At 70.5% G+C, this 18,780-nt stretch carries 17 protein-coding genes; 10 read left to right on the top strand and 7 right to left on the bottom strand.

From position 1 onward, the window contains the following. From ACFE65_RS01870 to ACFE65_RS01860, 3 genes are all read right to left on the bottom strand, one after another. A partial coding sequence (locus tag ACFE65_RS01870; RefSeq protein WP_375380633.1) for a Dps family protein occupies window positions 1-510 on the bottom strand: 510 nt, incomplete at its 3' end. Window positions 511-701: 191 nt separating this feature from the next. Continuing rightward, a complete protein-coding gene (locus ACFE65_RS01865) occupies window positions 702-2,726 on the bottom strand; it encodes an SPFH domain-containing protein (protein ID WP_375380632.1) in 2,025 nt (674 codons plus the stop codon). Between the two features lie 117 nt (window positions 2,727-2,843). Continuing rightward, entirely contained in the window at window positions 2,844-3,494 is a 651-nt protein-coding gene (locus tag ACFE65_RS01860) for a hypothetical protein (RefSeq protein WP_375380631.1), read from the bottom strand. 84 nt (window positions 3,495-3,578) lie between these two features. Between ACFE65_RS01860 and ACFE65_RS01855 the strand changes: the two genes are divergently transcribed. The 6 genes from ACFE65_RS01855 to ACFE65_RS01830 all read left to right on the top strand — a co-directional run bounded on the left by ACFE65_RS01855 (window position 3,579) and on the right by ACFE65_RS01830 (window position 9,797). Beyond that, a complete protein-coding gene (locus tag ACFE65_RS01855; RefSeq protein ID WP_375380630.1) occupies window positions 3,579-4,871 on the top strand; it encodes a cysteine desulfurase-like protein in 1,293 nt (430 codons plus the stop codon). A 97-nt stretch (window positions 4,872-4,968) separates the two neighbouring features. Next, window positions 4,969-5,880: a RimK family alpha-L-glutamate ligase gene (locus ACFE65_RS01850; protein WP_375380629.1), complete on the top strand. Its 912-nt coding sequence runs from the start codon at window positions 4,969-4,971 to the stop codon at window positions 5,878-5,880. A 29-nt stretch (window positions 5,881-5,909) separates the two neighbouring features. After that, window positions 5,910-6,947: an LLM class flavin-dependent oxidoreductase gene (locus ACFE65_RS01845; RefSeq protein ID WP_375380628.1), complete on the top strand. Its 1,038-nt coding sequence runs from the start codon at window positions 5,910-5,912 to the stop codon at window positions 6,945-6,947. A gap of 275 nt (window positions 6,948-7,222) precedes the next feature. Next, window positions 7,223-8,233: a glycosyltransferase gene (locus ACFE65_RS01840; RefSeq protein WP_375380627.1), complete on the top strand. Its 1,011-nt coding sequence runs from the start codon at window positions 7,223-7,225 to the stop codon at window positions 8,231-8,233. After that, on the top strand, window positions 8,230-9,219 hold the full coding sequence (locus ACFE65_RS01835; RefSeq protein WP_375380626.1) for an acyl-CoA dehydrogenase: 990 nt from the start codon (window positions 8,230-8,232) through the stop codon (window positions 9,217-9,219). Before ACFE65_RS01840 ends, ACFE65_RS01835 begins: the two co-directional genes overlap by 4 nt. A 2-nt stretch (window positions 9,220-9,221) precedes the next feature. Next, window positions 9,222-9,797, top strand: a complete 576-nt coding sequence (locus ACFE65_RS01830) for an SAM-dependent methyltransferase (RefSeq protein WP_375380625.1) — start codon at window positions 9,222-9,224, stop codon at window positions 9,795-9,797. 3 nt (window positions 9,798-9,800) lie between these two features. On the opposite strand, the gene ACFE65_RS01825 is transcribed toward ACFE65_RS01830, so the two are convergent. Beyond that, complete coding sequence (locus ACFE65_RS01825; RefSeq protein WP_375380624.1) at window positions 9,801-10,535, bottom strand: Crp/Fnr family transcriptional regulator; 735 nt, start codon at window positions 10,533-10,535, stop codon at window positions 9,801-9,803. A gap of 138 nt (window positions 10,536-10,673) precedes the next feature. Here ACFE65_RS01825 and uvsE point away from each other — a divergent pair, with 138 nt between their 5' ends. The 4 genes from uvsE to ACFE65_RS01805 all read left to right on the top strand — a co-directional run bounded on the left by uvsE (window position 10,674) and on the right by ACFE65_RS01805 (window position 14,212). Beyond that, window positions 10,674-11,816, top strand: coding sequence for a UV DNA damage repair endonuclease UvsE (gene uvsE, locus ACFE65_RS01820; protein ID WP_375380623.1), 1,143 nt, complete (start codon window positions 10,674-10,676; stop codon window positions 11,814-11,816). Beyond that, window positions 11,813-12,343, top strand: a complete 531-nt coding sequence (locus ACFE65_RS01815) for a DUF3833 family protein (RefSeq protein WP_375380622.1) — start codon at window positions 11,813-11,815, stop codon at window positions 12,341-12,343. Before uvsE ends, ACFE65_RS01815 begins: the two co-directional genes overlap by 4 nt. A 31-nt stretch (window positions 12,344-12,374) precedes the next feature. Further along, window positions 12,375-13,328: an SDR family NAD(P)-dependent oxidoreductase gene (locus ACFE65_RS01810; RefSeq protein ID WP_375380764.1), complete on the top strand. Its 954-nt coding sequence runs from the start codon at window positions 12,375-12,377 to the stop codon at window positions 13,326-13,328. 281 nt (window positions 13,329-13,609) lie between these two features. Then, window positions 13,610-14,212, top strand: a complete 603-nt coding sequence (locus ACFE65_RS01805) for a prolyl hydroxylase family protein (protein ID WP_375380621.1) — start codon at window positions 13,610-13,612, stop codon at window positions 14,210-14,212. Window positions 14,213-14,404: 192 nt separating this feature from the next. Here ACFE65_RS01805 and ACFE65_RS01800 read toward each other — a convergent pair whose 3' ends face one another. From ACFE65_RS01800 to ACFE65_RS01790, 3 genes are read right to left on the bottom strand one after another with little or no spacing between them, the layout of a single operon-like run. Next, window positions 14,405-15,490, bottom strand: coding sequence for a lipocalin-like domain-containing protein (locus ACFE65_RS01800; protein WP_375380620.1), 1,086 nt, complete (start codon window positions 15,488-15,490; stop codon window positions 14,405-14,407). Between the two features lie 29 nt (window positions 15,491-15,519). Further along, the gene (locus tag ACFE65_RS01795; RefSeq protein WP_375380619.1) at window positions 15,520-18,057 is read right to left on the bottom strand and encodes an ABC transporter permease; all 2,538 of its coding nucleotides are present in this window, start codon (window positions 18,055-18,057) and stop codon (window positions 15,520-15,522) included. Window positions 18,058-18,060: 3 nt separating this feature from the next. Next, the gene (locus ACFE65_RS01790; RefSeq protein WP_375380618.1) at window positions 18,061-18,729 is read right to left on the bottom strand and encodes an ABC transporter ATP-binding protein; all 669 of its coding nucleotides are present in this window, start codon (window positions 18,727-18,729) and stop codon (window positions 18,061-18,063) included. Window positions 18,730-18,780 lie beyond the last annotated feature (51 nt).

Here is an 18,780-nt window from a genome sequence, read left to right as displayed (position 1 = left end):
GCGGATCACGTTGCTGACCAGCAGGTCGTTGGTGCCGTCGTCGCCCGACTCGTCGGCGAGGTCGGCGCCCTCATGCGCCTGGCGCAGGATGATCTCGTGCGCCTCCAGCAGCCGCGAGAGCTGCGTCGGCACATCCTCGCGGCCCTTGGGCGGGCGGGTGATCTTCGTCGTCTCGGCGACGTCGTGCGGCGTCGCGAGGCTGATCCCGCCCAGCGCCATGATCCGCTCGGCGATCAGGTCGACGAGCTTCACCTGCTCCTCGTAATGCGCGTCCAGCAGCAGGTGGAGCTGGTAGAAGGTCACGCCCGACATCTGCCAGTGATGCTTCTTGTACAGATCGCGGATCATGATCGTGTCCGCGAGCACCTGGTTGAGCACGTCGATGCTCTGCTTGCGCGCATTGTCCTCGAGCGCGAGCGGAAGTTGCTTCAGCGTGCCGAACGGCTGAATCTCGCGCGGCTCTACCTTGTACAGCGGCTGCGCCGCGTCGACGGTGGACGTCTTCGCCATGTCACTCTCCTGGAGAGGGTTCGGGCGGCCCAACGGGTGGGGCGGGGGTTTGTTCAAGCGCGAGTGTAATCGAACCTGTCCCCAAAACCGTTCTTGCTGAGCCTGTCGAAGCACTGCCTTTCTACCATGGTCGCAAGAAGGACAGCCCTTCGACAAGCTCAGGGTAAACGGAGGTAGGGAGTGTGTCGTGGCTATTCCGCCGCCACGCCCTCCGTGCCCCCGCGCTTGTCGTTCGCGGCCGTCGGCGCGGCGAGCATCGCCTGACCTTTCTCGGACAGCATCATGCCGATCAGCGCCTGGAGCGGCCCCGTGCCCCCTCCTCCAAGCCCGCCCTCGCCCGCGCCGCCCGACGTGATCTGCACGCGCGGCACGATGTCGACGCCGGACTTCTCCAGCGCCTCGGCCAGCCGCTCCACCACCTGGCGCGTGAGCTGATATTGCGCGCCGCCCGATGCGGCCGCCTGTTTCTCGATCGTCTCGGCGGTGGCGAGGCCGGTGCGGGTGATGCGCTCCGCCTCCGCGCCGGCCAGCGCGACGACCTTGGCGGCCTCGCCCTCGCCGGTGATGCGGGTGCGGTCCGCCTCGGCGTGGGCGAGCGTGCGCGTCTGCTCCGCCTCCTGCCCCGCGCGGCGCAGCGACGCCTTGCCCTGGTTCTCCTGCACCAGGATCTGGAGCTCCGACTCGGTGATCGCCGTCTGCCCGTGCGCGCGTGCTTCGGCCTCGCGCAGGCTCTTCTCGCCCTCCGCCGCGATCTTCTGCTTCTCGAACGTCGCGACGCGCTCCTCGGCGATCTGGCGCTGGCGGAGCTGGTTGAGCACCTGCTCGATCTGGTCGTTGCCCGCCGCCGCACGCGGCGTGCCGATCAGCACCTCCTGCATCTCGAGGTTGTAGGCGCCGAACTTCGCGCGCATCTCGTCGCCCGCCTGTTCCTGCAGGTCCGATCGTTCCTGCAGCAGCTCGATCAGCGTCTTTTTCTGCGCGACGTTCTTGAAGTACGCGCTCACCATCGGATCGAGCGTCTGCTCGACGAGCTTCCTGATGTCGCCGAACCGCTGGATGACGAGCGGCGCCTTGCGATAGTCGATATGGACCACGACGGAGAGCGGCAGCGTCGGCTCGAACGCGTCGCGGGTGATGAGCGACACTTCGGACAGGTTCTCGTCCAGCTTGTGCTGGCCGGTCGTGTCGTGATCCCATTTGAGGATGAAGTTGGTCGTCGGCACGATCACGATCTTGCCGGCATAGGTGTTGAACGCGTATTTGCCGGGCAGCAACGGCTCGCTCCAGACGCCCCGGGTGCCGCGCGCGACGAGCTCGCCGTGGCGGTAGTCCTCGCCCGACGTGTCCGCGCCGTCGATGCCGGTATAGCTGATGACGACGCCGACATGGCCGACCTCGATCACCGTCTTGGCGACCATCTCGACGGTCGCGAACAGGCGGTTGATGTAATAGCTGCCCTCGACGAGCACCTGGAGCTGGCGCCCGCGCCGCCCGCCCGCGGCGATGAAGCGTTCGGGGTCCTGGAAGCTGTTGTGGCTGGTGCCGTCCGCGCCATCCACACCGACCTGCGGCGCGATGATCTGGTCCGCGGTCAGCGCCGGGCCGTCATGGACGGTGACGATGCCGATCTGGTCATCCGCATCCTTGATGACGACGGCGTCGAAGCCGCGCCGGTCGGCGATCACGCCCTGCATCCGCTCGAACAGGTCGCGGTCTGAGCTTTCGAGCATCAGGCCGTGGATGCGCTCGCGCGTGATGATGACGAACTGCGCGAGGTTGATCGCATAGGTGCCCTCGCGCAGCACGGTGCGCTGCGGGCCCTTCTGGCCGCCGTTGGCCAGGAAGGCGCGCACGTCGAGGAAGTCGGCGGTCCGCGCGTTCGACGCCAGCGTCTGCGTCGGGCCGAGCGGGTCGCCGTCGCGCGCGAAGATGTAGCCGATCTGGCCCTGGGGGATCGTCACCAGCGGTTCGGAGTGGATGCGATACTGGAACGGCACGAAGAAGTGATAGCCGCCGCGCAGCACCGCGGGCTGGTATCCCGCCTCGCCCAGCAGCGCGATCAGACCGCCTGGGACGGAGCCGTTGCGGCTCCACAGTTTCTCGACGATCGCGACGCGGTTGTTGCCGACGTAGCGGACCGCGCGCGACAGGATGTACAGGACGACGACGACCGGCAGCACCACGGCCGACGCGCCGAGCACTAGAGACGTGTTCATGATGGATCGTGGCCCCTGAGAATGGCGGCCGCACGCGACTCGCCAGGGCGTGTTGCCCGCGCCCGAAGGCAGGGATTACGCCTCAGTCGTGATCGGGTCCAGTGGGATCGATCGGCGTCACTCGAGAGGTGATGCCGGGTAACGCTGACCGAGGTAGGTCGCGTGGGTCTGCGCATCGCCTTCGTCCAGCCGGGCGCGCTCGGCGGCGAGCTCCTCCACCGCGGCGGCGATCCGGTCCAGCGCCTCGGTCGTGCGCGCGCCGATGGCCTCGCGCCGGTCGGGCGCGGCGCTCGCGTGCGCGGCGGCGAAGGCGGCCACGGCACGCGACAGGTCGGCGGCGATCGCCCGGTCCCGCTCGTCGCCGAGGTCCCAGCGCGCGGCGCGTAGCCGTTCGACGACCGGCGCGGTCCCGCCGATCGCCTCCGTCCGGCGGAGCGCCTGCGACAGCTGCGCGGCGGCCGTGCGCGCGGCCGCCGCCGGGTCGCTCCGCTCGCGACGCGCACGCGCACGCCGCAGCGGCGGGTCCGTGAGCGCGGCGAGCACGGAGGCCAGCAGGATGAGGCCAGCGAACCCGGCCACGAACAGCCCGCTCACCCGCGCGACGAAGCCGAGCGGCGCGCCCCCCGGCCCGCCCGCCGGCCCAAGCGTCAGCCACGCGGCCGCGAGCACGACCAGATAGGCCGGCACCGCGACATGCAGCAACACGCCCGCGACCAGCCGCCATGGCAGCACCGGGCGTTCGGGCGTGGCGAGGGCATCGCGGTGCATCGCGGGACCATGCCACGGTCGCGCGCACCGGTCACCGGCGCTGGACGGGCTTGCAGGGTCCTGCCGCAAGGTCGACAGGGCAGCATGATCGAACGCTTCTCCGCCACTGCCGCCTTCCCCATCGACGCGGTCCGCGCGCAGTTCCCGGCGCTGCGCTACGACCGGGTGTATTTCGACGCGCCGGGCGGCACACAGGTTTGCGCGCCCGCGATCGCCGGGATGGTGGCACATCTGGAGCGCGGCACCGCCAACACCGGCGGCGCCTTCGTCACCGCGCGCGAGACGGACGCGCTGGCCGCCCGCGCGCACGAGGCGATGGCGGACCTCCTCGGCGGCCAGCCGGACGAGATCGCGTTCGGCGCCAACATGACCAGCCTGACCCTCAGCGTCAGCCGCGCGCTCGCGCAGGATTGGCAGGCGGGCGACGAGCTGGTGGTGACGCGGCTCGATCACGACGCCAACGTCGCGCCCTGGCTGCTCGTCGCGCGCGACCGGGGGATGACGGTGCGCTGGCTCGACTTCGATCCCGCGACCGGGCGATGGGAGGCGGACGACCTCGCCGCGCTGGTCGGCCCGCGTACGAGGGTCGTGGCGCTGGGCGGCGCGAGCAACGCGCTCGGCACGCTCAACGACGTCGCCGGCGCGGTGGCGGTGGTGCGCGTCCATGCGCCGGACGCGCTGGTGTATGTCGACGCGGTCCAGTCCGCGCCGCATGTCGCGATCGACGTCGCCGCGCTCGGCTGCGACCTGCTCGCCTTTTCGCCGTACAAGCTGTTCGGGCCGCATCTGGGCGTGCTGTGGATACGGGGCGCGCTCGCCGAGACGATCGACGCCTACAAGGTCCGTCCCGCGGGGACGCACGGCGCGCATCGGTTCGAGACGGGAACGCCGTCGTTCGAGGCGCAGGCGGGCGCGATCGGCATGGTCGATTATCTCGAATGGCTGGGCCGCGAGCTGTCGCCGGGCGTCAACGATCGGCGCGCGGCAATGGTGGCCGCAATGGACGGCTGCGTCGCCTATGAGCACGAGTTGGGCGAGCGGTTGCTGGCGGGGCTGCGCGGTGTCGGGGCGACGCTGTACGGCCCGCCGGCGATGGCCGGTCGGGTGCCGACATTCGCCTTCACGCTGGCGGGCCACCATCCGGATGCGGTCGCCGAGCATCTCGCGACGCGGGGCATCCACGCCTGGTCGGGGCATTTCTATGCGGTGGAGGTGATCCGCCGGCTGGGGCTGGAGGAGGCGGGCGGCCTCGTGCGCGTCGGGCTGTGCCATTACGCGACCGCCGGCGAGGTCGACCGGCTGATCGCGGCGCTGGGGGAGTTGGTTCCCTCTCCCCTCGGGAGAGGGAGGGAGCCGTCGAAGACGGCGGAAGGGTGAGGGCGACACGACCCGCTTCGGCTCGCCCTCACCCTTCCCACTCGCTTCGCGAGCGGGCCCCTTCCCTCTCCCGAGGGGAGAGGGATAGAGACGACGCATGACCGACCTCGCCATCCTCTACGAGCACCCCGAGTGGTTCCGGCCGCTGTTCGCCGCGCTCGATCGGCGGGGCGTGTCGTATCGCGCGATGACGCCCGACGGACACTGGAACCCGGCCGACCTCGAACGGCCCGCTCCCGTCGCGTTCAACCGCATCGCGATGTCGAGCTTTCTTCGTGGTGGCGCGACCGAACACCCGATCTTCCACGCCGCCGCGCTGCTCGATCACTGGCGGCGCGCAGGCGCGCGGGTCGTCAACGGACCGGACGTGCTGGCGATCGACGCGTCCAAGGCGCGGCAATTGTCGCTGATCGCCTCGCTCGGCCTCGCCATCCCGGCGACGCGCGTCGTCCACCGCGCCGCCGACGTGGCGGCCGCCGCCGCGACGCTGTCGTTCCCGCTGGTGGTGAAGGCGAACATCGGCGGGTCGGGCGCGGGCATCGTCAAGTTCGACAGCATGGCCGAACTGCGCGCCGTCATCGCCGACGGCGAGCTGCCGACCAGCATCGACGGCGTGCTGCTGGTGCAGGATTACGTCCCCGCCCGCGACGGCGCGTCAATCCGGATCGAGACGCTGGACCGCCGGTTCCTCTACGCGCTCGACGTGCGCGGCGGCGGCGCGTTCGACCTGTGCCCGGCGGACGCCTGCGTCGTGCCCGGTCAGCCGATCCCGATGACCGCGATCCGGCCCGCGCCGGGGCTGGTCGAGGCGGCCGAGCGGATCGCCGGCGCGATGGACCTGGACGTCGGCGGGGTGGAGGTGATGATCGACGATCGTGACGGAGTACCGCGCTTCTACGACATCAACGCGCTGTCCAATTTCGTGGCAAAGCCGCTCGATGTGCTGGGCTGGGACCCGCATGACCGGCTCGTGGATTACCTTGTGCGTGTTATCGAAGAGACGCGCTGACGCGCTTGGGTGATCGAGGAGAACCGCTGATGCGCTACGGATTCTGGATGCCGGTGTTCGGCGGCTGGCTGCGCAACGTGGCCGACGAGGGCATGGAGGCGAGCTGGGACTATGCCAGGCGGCTGACCATCGACGCCGAGCGCTGGGGATACGACCTGACGCTGATCGCCGAGCTCAACCTCAACGACATCAAGGGCGTGACCGCGCCCGCGCTCGATGCCTGGTCCACCGCCGCCGCGCTCGCCGCCGTCACGCAGCGGCTGGAGCTGATGGTCGCGGTGCGCCCCAATTTCCACCAGCCCGCGCTGTTCGCCAAGGCGGCTGCGAACATCGACCGCATCTCGGGCGGGCGCCTGTCGCTCAACGTCGTCTCGTCCTGGTGGGCGGACGAGGCGAAGCAGTACGGGCTGCAGTTCGACCAGCACGACGATCGCTACGCGCGTACCGCCGAGTGGCTGAAGGTGGTCGAGGGGCTATGGACCGAAGAGCGGTTCAGCTTCGGCGGCGATTTCTACACGCTACAGGACGCGATCTGCGCGCCCAAGCCGGTGAAGCCGCCGGTGATCTACGCAGGCGGTGAGAGCGACAAGGCGAAGGCGATGATCGCCGCGCAATGCGACGCCTATGTGATGCACGGCGATCCCGCCGACGCGATCGCGCCCAAGATCGCCGACATGGCCGCGCGCCGCCGCGCGATCGGACGACCCGACATGACCTATGGCATGGCCGCCTATGCGATCGTGCGCGATACCGAGGCGGAGGCGAAGCGCGAGCTGGAGCGGATCACGACGGTGACGGACCTGCCGGCCGGCTACGCCAATTTCGCCCAGTGGCTGTCGGGAACGCAGCTCGAACGCGAGCTGAAGCTGCAGGAATATGCCGTCTCCAACCGCGGCCTGCGCCCCAATCTGGTCGGCACGCCCGAGCAGCTGCGCGAGCGGATCGAGGAATATGAAGCGGCGGGAGTCGACCTCCTCCTCCTCCAGATGAGCCCGCAGGCCGAGGAGATGGAGCGGTTCGCCGCCCAGGTGATGCACAAGCATCCGGCAGAGCTGCGTGCCGTTTAGGCAACATGCCCGAAAACTTTGCAGCTCGTGACGATTGTGACTGGATTGTCGTCCGGCGGGAGCGTACCCGATATTCATTCGCCGACATCGCCCGTCAGAGGCCGAGTCGGCGAGGAGAGAGATGTCCGCCCCGGTCGCACCCCCCGCGACCGGGGCGCGCAGGCCCGCCGGCCAGGGGAAAACGTTACCTTGTACGCGCGATGTCGCATTGACCTGCGTCAGTCCGCCCGCATGCCTGCGTTGACACGGCTCTGCCCCTCGCCGACGCCAATCCGGTGAGCGCCTTTCCCCATCCCACCGTCGCCATCGGCGTGCCCGTGCGCGACGAGCAATCCTTGTTGCCTGGCCTGCTGGGTGCGCTCGCCGGCCAGCGCAGGATCGATCCCGCATCGGTGACGATCGCCTTCCTGCTGGACGGCTGCACCGACGGCAGCGAGCCGTTGATCCGCGCCTGGCGCTCTCCTTTCGAAGTGTCGGTACGGTGCGATCCTCGTGGAGAGCCCAGCGCCGGCCGCGCGCGCGGCGCTGTGATGGAACAGGCGGTTTGCAGTGGCGCGGCCCTGCTGCTCACGACCGACGCGGACAGCGCGCCGGCGCCCGACTGGATCGCCGCCGCCGTCCGCGCGCTGGCGCAAGCCGAGGTCGTGGCCGGGCGGATCGTGCGCACCGGCCTGCCCGACCCTGTGCAGGACGCACTGGAGGCCTATTACGACCGGCTCCACGCCCATCGGCGCCGCCTGGACCCGGTCGTGTGGGACCCCACACCCGGCCACCACCATACCGGAGGCGCGAATCTGGGTTTCAGGGCCGATGCGTACCGCGCGCTCGGCGGCTTCGATCGGGTGGTGTCGGGCGAGGACGCGCTGATCCTCGACCGCGCGCACCGGCTGGGGCTGCGCGTGCGGCGCGAGCCTGCGATGCTGGTCGCGACGTCGCCGCGGCGGCGCGGCCGTGTGCCCGGCGGCCTCGCCTGCGCGCTCGCCCGGCTCGACGATGGCGATGCGGTTCAGGTCGCGCATCCGGGCGACGCGGCCTGGCAATATCGCGGTCAGGCGATCGCGCGCGCCGGCTTCGCGCGCCTGCCCGGATCGGCGCAAGGCATCGCCGCCACGCTGGAGCTGCCGGTCGACGAGGTGCTGGCGGTCGCCGCCGAATGCACCAATGCCGAGGCGTTCGCGATGCGGATCGCACCGTCCGTGCCCGGCGGTCCGCGCATGGTGTCGCTGGCCGACGCGCTCGCCGCGCTCGACGCGCTGGAGGACGCGCGCGACGTCGCGGCAGCATGACCGGGTCGTTGTCGCCCGCCGCGCTGCACGACGAGATCGTCCGGCTCACCGCTACGTTGCCCCATCATAGCGATCCGCGCGACGCCGACGAGCTGCTCGTCCTGCTGCGGCTGCTCCACGCGACCGGCCGGCGCGACCTGCCGCTCGGGCGGTTGTTCGAGGGGCATGTCGATGCGGGCCAGATCATTCGCCGCTACGGAACCCCCGGCCAGGCGCCGCCCGCCGGCGCGGTGCTGGGCGTCTGGAACGCGGACCTGCCCGGCGAGCCGCCGCGGCTGACCCGCGATGGCGGGGCGTGGCGACTGTCGGGCGCCAAGGCCTATGCCTCGGGCTCGGGCATCCTCAGCCACGCGCTGATAGGGTCGGATGGCGAGGGTGGGCGCCAGCTCGTGCTGCTCGATCTCGCCGCTGTGCCGCCGGCGATCGACCGGAGCTGGTGGCGCGTCATCGGGATGCAGCGATCGGAGACGCACGTCGTGCGCTGGGTGGATGCGGCGGTGCCTGGCGCGGCGCTGATCGGCGCGGCCGGCGATTATGCGCGCGAGCCGTTCCTCAGTGGCGGCGCGCTGCGCTTCGTGGCGGTACAGGCGGGCGGCGTCGCCGGCCTGTTCGACCGGGTGCGCGACCACCTCGTCGCCACCGGCCGCGCCGCCGATCCGCATCAGGCCGGGCGCCTCGCCGAGCTGTTCGCGCTCGCCGAGGGGATCGCGGGCGTGGTGCGCGACACCGCGCGGCGCTGGTTCGCGGAAGGCGACGAGGCGCGCCTGCCCCGCGTGTCGGCCGCCAGGGCCGCGGTGCTGGCGGCGGGGGAGCGCGCGGTGATGGTGGCGGAGGCGGCGGTCGGCCTGCCTGGCATGTTCGTCGACCATCCACTGTCCGCGACGATCGCCGACCTGTCGGTGTATCTGCGCCAGCCCATGCCCGACGCGCAGCGGATGCGCGTGGCCGCCGCCGCCGCGGCCGGGCTGCTGGTGCCCGAGCTGTAGCGGTGGCAGCGATCGACCTTTCCGGTTTTGCCGACAAGTTCCGCGCCGATGCGGACCCGTGGGCCACCTTCTCGAACGCCGACGAGGCGCTGAAACGCCGCGCGATCCTGCGTGCGCTCGGGCCGGGACCATGGGGGCGCGTGCTCGAGCTGGGCGCAGGCAACGGCTCCAACAGCGCCGCGCTGGCCGATCGCGCGCTTCGGCTCGACGCGACGGAGGGCACGTGGGAGGGGACAACGCTGGTCGCCAAGGCGCTCGACGGACGTTCACGCACGCGTGCGTCGGTGCTGGCGGTCCCAGGCCGCTTCCCCCGGTCCACCTATGACGCGCTCGTGGTGGCGGAGCTGCTCTACTACCTGTCGCCGCGCGCGATGGCCGCGACGGCGCGGGACGTGGCGGCGGCGCTGCGCCCCGGCGGTCGGCTGGTGCTCGCCCACCACCGGATCGACTATTACGACTTCGCCCAGCATGCCGACGGCATCCACGGCCGGTTCCTGACGGACACGCGAACCGGTTGGCGAACAGCGGGCGGCTATCGCACCGGCCGGTGGATCGTCTCGGCGTGGATCAGGGCATAGGCGCTACGCCGCTAGCGGCAGCCAGTCGGTCGCGATCTCGTGATAGCGGTCGACGAACCCCACCGAGGCCGCGAGCGCCTTCTCGTCCTTGACCCGCACCCGCTTGCCGATGCGCTCGATCAGCTCGCGGCGCTCCATCTCGCGAATCGTGCGGTTGACGTGCACCTTGGTCAGGCCGACCGCATCGCCGATGTCCGCCTGCGTCAGCGGCAGCTCGAACGAGTCGATCACGCCCCCCGCCGTCGTGCGCAGCCGCGCGAGCATGTCGAGCAGCAGCGTGCTCAGCCGATCGACCGCACCGGTCCGGCCGATCGAGGTCAGCCGGTCGCTCATCGCCACATTCTCCGCCGCCGCCACCGCGTAGAGCAGCCCGGCGAGCCGCGGCTGCGCCTTGAAGATGCGGCCGAGATTGGCCTTGCTGAGCTCGGAGATGATGCAGTCGCTCACCGCGGTCAGCGTGTTGGACGCGAGGTTCCAGGCGATGCTGGACGTGCCGATCAGGTCGCCGGCATAATGGAAGCGCAGGATCTGCCGCCCGCCGCCCGCCAGCGTCGCCGCGCTGTGCAGCCAGCCCTGCTGGACGATGTAGAGGTGATCGTTGGGCTCGCCCTCACGCATCACCTGCGCGCCCGCGCGCACCCGTTGCTCGCGCCGCTCCGCCCAGTCGAGCGCATCGCGCTCCTCCGGTGTCAGATCGAGGTAGCGTTCGAGGCGGGTTGTTAAGGCGCTTTTAAGCATGTGGGCTGACCTTGATCCTGACGACACGCAGAACACGTGTTTCTACCGACAGGTTTCATGAAGATCAACATATTTTCCGGTGGCGATAACACCGGTTGACGGTGGGACCAGGAGGAGCCTTGGCTCGTTGAGGGCGGCATGATCGACAGACCCCTCCGGCTCGGCTTTCCCGTCAAGGTAATGGGCCGGCCCGGCTTCAAGTCCAACGACACGCGCCGCTGGCAGAAGGATCCGCACCTGCGCTGCTCGCTCGACGAGGTGAGCCGGATCCTCGACTATCTGCATGACGAAGAGCTCGACATGTACCGCCTGTCTTCGGAGCTCGCGCCCTATGCGACGCACCCGGACATGCCGCAGTTCCACGGCCAGCTCGCCGAGGCCGATGCCGAGCTGCGCGCATTCGGCGCGAAGGCGCGTGGTTACGACATCCGCCTGTCGTTCCACCCGTCGCAATATGTGCTGCTCAACAGCCCGGACGAGGCACTGACCGCCCGCAGCATCTGGGACCTCGCCAGCCAGTCCGAGATGCTCGACCGGATGGAGCTCGGCAACGAGGCGGTGGTCCTTACCCATGTCGGCGGCGTGTACGACGATCACGCCGCGAGCCGCGAGCGCTGGATCAGGGGATGGGAGCAGAGCCCCGACGTCGTCCGCCGCCGGCTGGTGCTGGAGAATGACGACATCCGCTTCTCCGCCGCCGACGTGTTGTGGATCCACGAGCGCACCGGCGTGCGGCTGATCTTCGACTATCAGCACATGTGGTGCCTGAACCCGGAGGGGCTGGAGATGCGCGACACGCTGGAGCGGTTCCTGGCGACCTGGCCCGCGGGCGTCCGCCCCAAGATCCATTTCTCCAGCCCGCGGACGGAGATGCGCGAGATGAAGCAGAAGATCACGCCAGCGCAGCGCGCGGCGGCGACCGGCGGCAAGGTGAAGAAGGGCGAGACGCTGAAGACGGCGGTGAAGCCGACCGCGCGCGTGCGCACCGTGCTGCGCCCACCGGTGTGGACCGGCCATGCAGACTTCACCAACCCGTTCGAGTTCGCGACCTTCATGCGGATGGCGCATGGCCTCGAGTTCGACGTGATGATGGAGGGCAAGGCGAAGGACGTGAGCCTGCTGAAGCTGCGCCCGGACCTGCTGCGCTACGCCCCCGACGTCGCCGCCCGCTTCGGCATCACCGCGGCGGATGCGGGACGGCTGGCGGCGGACGAGGCCGGGCTGGAAGACGGCGTCGCGGCGGACGAGAGCGCGGACGTGGACGAGGGAGTGATGGCATGAGGTACACTGCCTTCCGCGCCGGTCGGGCGGTCGCGCTGGCCCTGCTCGCCCTTCCGGGCTGCGCCTCGCTGCCGCGGCAGCCAGGCGCCGTCGCCGCGCCCGCTCCCGTCTTCTCGGCGGAACGCTTCTTCGAGGGGCGGACGGAAGGGCGGGGCACGCTGAAGGTCGTCGCGAGCCGGGCCCGGCCCGTCCATGTGCTCGGCACCGGGCATGTCGAGGCGGACGGCACGCTCGTCCTGACGCAGACGGTGACGGAGGGCGACAAGCCGCCCAAGACGCGCGAATGGCGCATCCGCCCGGTGTCGCCCGGCCGTTACGCCGGCACGCTGAGCGACGCGGCCGGCCCGGTCACGGGCGAGGTCCATGGCAACCGGCTGGACCTCCGCTTCCGCATGGCGGGCGGCTTCGCGGTCGAGCAGCGATTGTACCTGCGGCCGGACGGACGGGCGGCGCTGAACCGGCTGACCGTCCGCAAGCTGGGCATCGTGGTAGCGGTGCTGGACGAGACGATCACGAAGGTCGGGTGAGGACGGCTTGGCGCAAGGAGCGGTGACGACGATGTTTGGAGCGATGACGACGGCGGACGAGGTTCTACAAGGCGTGGACCTGAGCGGTCGCCGGGTGCTGGTGACCGGCGCATCGGCTGGCGTCGGGTTGGAGACCGCGCGCGTTCTCGTCGCGCATGGCGCGCACGTCGTCGGCACCGCCCGCGATTGCGCCAGGCTGCGAGCCGCCACGGCGCCATGGGCCGAAGATCGATCGACGGGAAGTTTCCGGTCCGTCGAGCTCGATCTTGCCTCGCTCGCAAGCGTCCGGGCTTGCGCGGATGCCCTGTCGAAGGCCGGCGAGCCGTTCGATGTCGTCATCGCCAACGCCGGCGTGATGGCGGTTCCCGAAGGAACGACCGCAGACGGGTTCGAGACCCAGTTCGGGACCAACCACATCGGCCACGCCGTCCTGGTGAACGGCATTGCCGGACTGCTCGAGCCTGGCGGCCGCGTCGTCATGGTGTCGTCTGCCGGGCATCGCGGGGCCGATGTCGACCTGGACGATCCGAACTTCGAGCGGACGGCCTACGACCCGCTCACCGCCTATCGCCGCTCCAAGACGGCGACGATCCTTTTCGCGGTCGAGTTCGACCGGCGTCATCGGGCGGCGGGCGTCCGCGCGACCGCGGTCCACCCCGGCGCGGTGCTGACCGACACCACGCGCAAACTGATCGAGGCCCAGCCATCGGCCGCCTCGGCTTTCGCATGGAAGACCGTCGCGCAGGGCGCGGCGACGTCGCTATGGGCGGGGTTCGTCGCGCCCTCTGACGACATAGGCGGGCGGTATTGCGAGGATTGCCACGTCGCCGAGGTGAACGACGATCCGGCCGCATCGTCCGGCGTCCGCTCGTACGCGCTCGATCCCGAACGCGCGAGCGCGCTGTGGCTGAAAACCGAGCAGATGGTCGGCAAGCCGGGCATTGTGGCGGCGGCGCTGGACGAGACGATCGCGAAGGGTGGGTGAGGACGGCGTGGCGTAAGGTGCCTGTCGGCGGTCTCCGGTCAGGCGACTCTCTGGGTCAGCCTGCAGTCAAACGCCTTCCACAACACGGTTTTGCAACGGCTAAGCCGCTGATATCGTAAGGACCCTGCCGGCGTTGCAGAAGGTAACCCTTTCGCAACATCCAAGATGGCAGCAATCGCCCACTTTCGGCCATCTAACGACACTCCGGTCTACCGGCAGGTTCCCGTAGCTTGTTTATGCTACGGGCGGCGGCTTCGGTATGTCATGGGCTGGGAGAGGGTATGCACGACGTTGCTTGGCTTGCTGAAAACGTCTGCGTGGCTGACGATTTTCTATCGGGATCAGAATGTGCTGCGCTGATAGCTCGAAGTGAGGCGCTTCGCTATGAAGCGGCACTCGTTTCCAAGCGGTCTGGACCCATCATTGATGTGAACATCCGCAACAATGATCGTGTGATTCTAGACGATCCGATGTACGCATCGGAACTCTGGGAAAAGCTGAGGAACATTGTGCCCGCGACGTTCCACCGCATCTGGCATGCCTGTGGTATAAATGAGCGCCTGCGTTTCTACCGGTATGAACCGGGCCAATACTTTGATTGGCATAGCGACGGTTCCTTTTGGCGTTCACAGCGGGAAGAAAGCCATTTTACCTTCATGGTATATCTGAATGAAGACTGCGAGGGAGGTGAGACCACCTTTCGTGGCTTACCGGATCATCCTCACCAGGACTTGGTTGTGACACCGAAAAAGGGCATGGCTCTCATATTCCGCCATCCGCTGTGGCACCGCGGCAGCGAAGTTCGTCATGGTCGAAAGTATGTTCTTCGATCCGACATCATGTACCGGCTTGATCCTGATTCCGACGAAGGTGTGACCGGCTGATACGCCAAACCGCTACCTACAGGTGTCGTCGCCTTCAAGTAGACGGACCGCTTTCCACCAGACCCAGCCGTTCGCCGCCCCGTTGCGAAAGGGACCCCTTTTGCAACGCCAGCGATGATCGCCGTCAGATGTGACGAGTGCTGTCACCTACAGCATGATCTGCGCGCACATAAACATCAACGCCAGCCCCACTCACATCGTTAGCGGCGCCGCATAGCCGGTCAACTCCAGATACCCTCGCCCGCCGGTCGTCCGCACCGCGCCCTCCCAGTACACCGGCAGGTCGCTCGCCCGCGAGTCGAGCTCCTGGTCCGGGAACAGCGGCTGCAGCGGGAAGCGGCGCAAGCCGCCGGGCAGGTGGACGTCCAGCCATTGCGCGACCGGATACACGGCGCCGGTCGCCGGCGAGCGCCATGTCCGCGCCGGCGTGAAGCGCACGTCGGCGGGGGCGAAGCGGGTCACCTTGCCGTCGGGCGCGCGGTACGAGCCGCCCGCCCACAGCACACCGCCGTCATCCTGGGGTCCCCGCGAAACACCACTTCGCGGGGTGGGCTTGCGCCGGATGCGGAACGCCATCAGCGCGGCGCCGTCGTCGAGGTTGAGCCCGGTCCAGTCCCAGCCGATGGCGCCGGGCGCGAGATAGTCGCTCGACCATTCGCGATCGAGCCACGCCTCCCCCGCCACCCGCGTCGACCGGCCATGGACGGTGACGGTGCCGGTCGTGGCGAGGTGCGGGATCGAGTAATAATAGCTCGCCTGCTCGGGGCGCGGCCCCTTGCGGCTGTAGCCGTCCTCGCCTTCCGCCAGCACGGGCTGCGTCGGGCGGAAATCGAGGTCGAGCGCGAAGTCACCGGTCTGGACGCGGCCTGCGAACCGACCGTCGGGCAGGCGGCGGAACGTCCAGTCGCGCAAGGCGACGTCGGCGTCGCCGACCTTCGCGCCCGCCAGCCCGAACCCGGCCCGCGCCGCGCGCTCGCCGTGCAGGATGTGGCCGACCGCGCTGTCCGACAGCGCCGCGTGCGCGAACAGCACCTGGGCGGGCGCGAACGCGCTGGGATCGGCGACCGGGCCGGGCGGCGGGCGGGTGCGGAAGAAGGTGATCTGGAACCCGATCGCCCGCCCGTCCGCGGCCTTCAGCGATCCGGTGACATACCACCATTCGGTGCGATACGCCGGGTGCGCGCCATGGTCGCCGGGGAAGGCGAGGCGGATGCCGGGCCCGACCACCGGATAGGGCGAGGACGCAGGTCCGGCGGCGAGCGCGAGCAGTGCCAACAAGGGGGCAAGCAGGGACCAACCACGCCGCATCACCAATCCTCCCGAACCGCCAGCAGCGCGTCCTGCGCGGTCGCGCGCCGGCCTGCCAGCATCGCGGTGATCGCCGCCGCGCCGACCAGCGCCGCGATCACGCCCGCGATCGTCTCCCATGGCCAGCGCGTCGTCATCGTCCAGTGGAACGACTGCGGGTTGATGACGTGGATCAGCACCTGGCCCAGCAGCGCGCCGAGCGCCACGCCCGCCACCCCGCCGATCGCGCCCAGCAGCGCGCCCTCCGTCCCCAGCATCGCGACGATCTGGCGCTTCTCCAGCCCCAGATGCCGCAGCATCCCGAACTCGCGCGCGCGCGCGATCGTCTGCGCGGACATGGTCGCGGCGACGCCGGCGAGTCCGACGAGGATCGCCACCGCTTCCAGCACATAGGTGACGGCGAAGCTGCGGTCGAAGAGCTGGAGCGCGTAGCGACGCAAAGCGCGTGGCTCGGCGGTGGTGACGGCGGGGCGGAGCGTCGGCGGAAGCGCTGCGATCATCGCGCGGCCGACCGCGCCCGCATCGGCGCCGGGCGCGAGCATCGCCGCCGCCTCGTCGCGCGTCGCATCGCCGGTCAGGCGGGTGTAGTCGGCGCTGCGGATCACCACCGCGCCCTGCTGGCGGGCATAGTCGCGCCAGACGCCTGCGACCGTGAACCGCGCACCCCCTCTGCTATCAGGCCCGAGCGGCAGCGTGATCCGGTCCCCCGCATGCCAGCCGTATAGCCGCTCGGCCGGCTCCGACACCCAGACGGGGGTAGTTCCGGCGGGCACGGGCGCCGTGCGGATCGTGACGAGCAGCGCGTCCTGCGCCCGGCTGTCGAGGTCGCGCGCGATCACCACGATCGGCGGCTGATCGGGCGACAGCGCGAGCGGCAATTGTCGACTGAACGAGACGCGAGTGGTGCCCGGCACTCGCACGAGCCGCGCCTGCACACTTGCGTCGAACGCCGCGCCAGGTTCGGCGCGCAGGTACAGGTCGGCGGCGAGCACCTGGCCCAGCCACTCGTCCACCGCGCCGCGGAAGCTCGTCACCATCGTCGCCATCGCGATCATCAGCGCGGTGGAGGCGACGATGCCGCACAGCGCGGTTGCCGCCTCGCCGGGCGCGCCCTGGACGTGGCGGATCGCGAGGCTGGACGCGACGCCGCCGACCGCGCGGCCCCGCAACGGCCGCAGCAGCACGCGCACCAGCCACGGCACGCCCGCGACGCCGCCCGCTAGCATCAGCGCCATGCTGGCGAAGCCGAACAGCGGCAGCCCGCCGACCGCCGGCAGCAGCGAGGTAACGCCCCCCGCCGCCAGCAGCGCCAGCGCCGGCAGCCACGGCACGCGCGCGCGCGGATCGAGCATGTCGCCGGCGTTCTTCAGCGCCGCCGCCGGGGCCGCTCGCGACGCGGCGCGTGCGGGGATCGCGCTGCCCAGCAACGCCGCGACGAGGCCAAGGCCGAAGAAGGTGACGGCCGCGGCCGGCTGGAACGCCACATGCGCGTGGCCGCCCTGGAAATAGCCGGCGCCCAGATCGCCGCCGAACCAGCGCAGCGCCGCCGCCGCCATGCCATATCCCGCCGCCAGCCCCGCCGCCGAGCCGATCGCGCCGATCACCAGGCCTTCGGTGGCCACCGCCGCGACGATCCCGGCCCTGGGCATCCCCAGCGTCCGCAGCAGCGCGAACGCGCGCAACCGCCGTGCGACCGACAGCGATTGCGCGGAGAACACGAGGAACCCGCCGGTCAGCAGCGCGACGAGCGCCAGCATGTCGAGGTTGACGCGATACGCACGGCTCAGCGCGTCCCCTGCCTGCGCCTCGCTCGCGCCGGTCGACAGCGCGGCGTCGGCGGGGAGCAGGCGTGGCAGCGCGGCGGTCGCGGCGTCGCGGTCCGCGAGCTTCAGGTCCAGCCGGTCGAGCCGCCCCAACCGGCCGAACCACCATTGCGCGGCGGCGATGTCGATCGTGCCCACCGCCTGCTCGCCCGCGCCGGGCAGGATGCCTACGACCGTCAGCGCCACCTGCCGGCCGTTCGCGGCGACGATCAGCCGCTGGCCGATGCGGGCACCGGTCGCGGCGAGCGCCGGACGCGACAGGAACAGCGCGTCGGGGGAGAACAGGTCGTCGCCCGACCCGCCCGGCCCCGACGATCGCACCCCGACGAGGCTGGGCGTGACGACGGCGGCGCGGATGACGTCGAGGCCGAGCAATGTGAAGCGCGCCTTGCCCACCCGCGCCGCCAGCACCACCGCCGGGCTCGCGTCCGCGACGCCGGCCGCGGTGGCGACCCGGGGGTATAGCGCCTCGTCGAAGCCCAGCGCGCTCGACCCACGCACCTGCAGCTCGGCGGCGCCGTTGACGCCGCTCACCGCGCCCTCGAACGACGACAGCGCCGATCCGTTGACGAGGTGGACCGCGAAGCCGAGCGCCACGCCCACCGCGATCGCCACCGCCGTCGCAAGGAACCGCGCCGGGTGCCAGCGCCACTCGCCCGCGATCAGCCAGCGCAGCGCGAGGCGGGAGCGCCAGAGCCCAGGCTCAGCCGCCATCGATCAGGCCCCGCCCACCAGCCCGGCGTGCGTCAGCGTCAGCACCCGGTCCGCCACCTGCGCGGTGGCGGCCGAGTGCGTCACCATGATCGCCGCCGCCCCGCCCGCGCGCGCCGCCTGCGCGAACAGCGCCAGCACGCGCGTCGCCGTCTCGGGATCGAGGTTGCCGGTCGGCTCGTCGGCGAGGATCAGCGCCGGGCGGTGGACGAGCGCGCGGGCGATGGCGACGCGCTGCAACTCGCCGCCTGACAGGTCGCGCGCATAGCCCTGCCCACGATCCCCAAGCCCGACCGCCTCCAGCATCTCGCCCGCGCGGGCGGTCGCGGTGGCGGTGTCGGGCGCGATCAGCGCAAGCGGCAACGCGACGTTCTGCGCGAGCGTCAGATACGGCAGGATGTGGAACGCCTGGAACACGAAGCCGATCTTCTCGCGCCGCAGCCGCGTGCGCGCGCCCTCGTCCAGCGGCCCCAGCGCCGTGCCGGCGATCCGCACCTCGCCCGCGTCCGCATCGTCCAGCCCGGCGAGGATGTTGAGCAGCGTCGACTTGCCGACGCCGGACTCGCCGAGCAAGGCGACGAGCTCGCCCGGGCGGACGGCGAGGTTCAGGCCGGAGAAGAGCTGGCGGCTATCACCGACGGATTTGGCAAGACCTGTGACGTCGATCGCGTTCATGCGCGCTCAACGATGGGGGCGGGGAATGGTCTCGCAGTACCCGGCAACAGC

Origin of the sequence: uncultured Sphingomonas sp. (assembly GCF_964237335.1) — a bacterium.
GTDB lineage: Bacteria > Pseudomonadota > Alphaproteobacteria > Sphingomonadales > Sphingomonadaceae > Sphingomonas.
This window is presented reverse-complemented; position numbering and strand designations above follow the sequence as displayed.

Excerpts from the sequence above, each read along its gene's own strand:
- ACFE65_RS01860 (WP_375380631.1), bottom strand. The coding sequence starts at position 3,494 with ATGCACCGCGATGCCCTCGCCACGCCCGAACGCCCGGTGCTGCCATGG.
- ACFE65_RS01855 (WP_375380630.1), top strand. The coding sequence starts at position 3,579 with ATGATCGAACGCTTCTCCGCCACTGCCGCCTTCCCCATCGACGCGGTC.
- ACFE65_RS01850 (WP_375380629.1), top strand. The coding sequence starts at position 4,969 with ATGACCGACCTCGCCATCCTCTACGAGCACCCCGAGTGGTTCCGGCCG.
- ACFE65_RS01810 (WP_375380764.1), top strand. The coding sequence starts at position 12,375 with ATGTTTGGAGCGATGACGACGGCGGACGAGGTTCTACAAGGCGTGGAC.
- ACFE65_RS01845 (WP_375380628.1), top strand. The coding sequence starts at position 5,910 with ATGCGCTACGGATTCTGGATGCCGGTGTTCGGCGGCTGGCTGCGCAAC.
- ACFE65_RS01790 (WP_375380618.1), bottom strand. The coding sequence starts at position 18,729 with ATGAACGCGATCGACGTCACAGGTCTTGCCAAATCCGTCGGTGATAGC.
- ACFE65_RS01835 (WP_375380626.1), top strand. The coding sequence starts at position 8,230 with ATGACCGGGTCGTTGTCGCCCGCCGCGCTGCACGACGAGATCGTCCGG.
- ACFE65_RS01805 (WP_375380621.1), top strand. The coding sequence starts at position 13,610 with ATGCACGACGTTGCTTGGCTTGCTGAAAACGTCTGCGTGGCTGACGAT.
- uvsE (WP_375380623.1), top strand. The coding sequence starts at position 10,674 with ATGATCGACAGACCCCTCCGGCTCGGCTTTCCCGTCAAGGTAATGGGC.
- ACFE65_RS01865 (WP_375380632.1), bottom strand. The coding sequence starts at position 2,726 with ATGAACACGTCTCTAGTGCTCGGCGCGTCGGCCGTGGTGCTGCCGGTC.
- ACFE65_RS01795 (WP_375380619.1), bottom strand. The coding sequence starts at position 18,057 with ATGGCGGCTGAGCCTGGGCTCTGGCGCTCCCGCCTCGCGCTGCGCTGG.
- ACFE65_RS01825 (WP_375380624.1), bottom strand. The coding sequence starts at position 10,535 with ATGCTTAAAAGCGCCTTAACAACCCGCCTCGAACGCTACCTCGATCTG.
- ACFE65_RS01815 (WP_375380622.1), top strand. The coding sequence starts at position 11,813 with ATGAGGTACACTGCCTTCCGCGCCGGTCGGGCGGTCGCGCTGGCCCTG.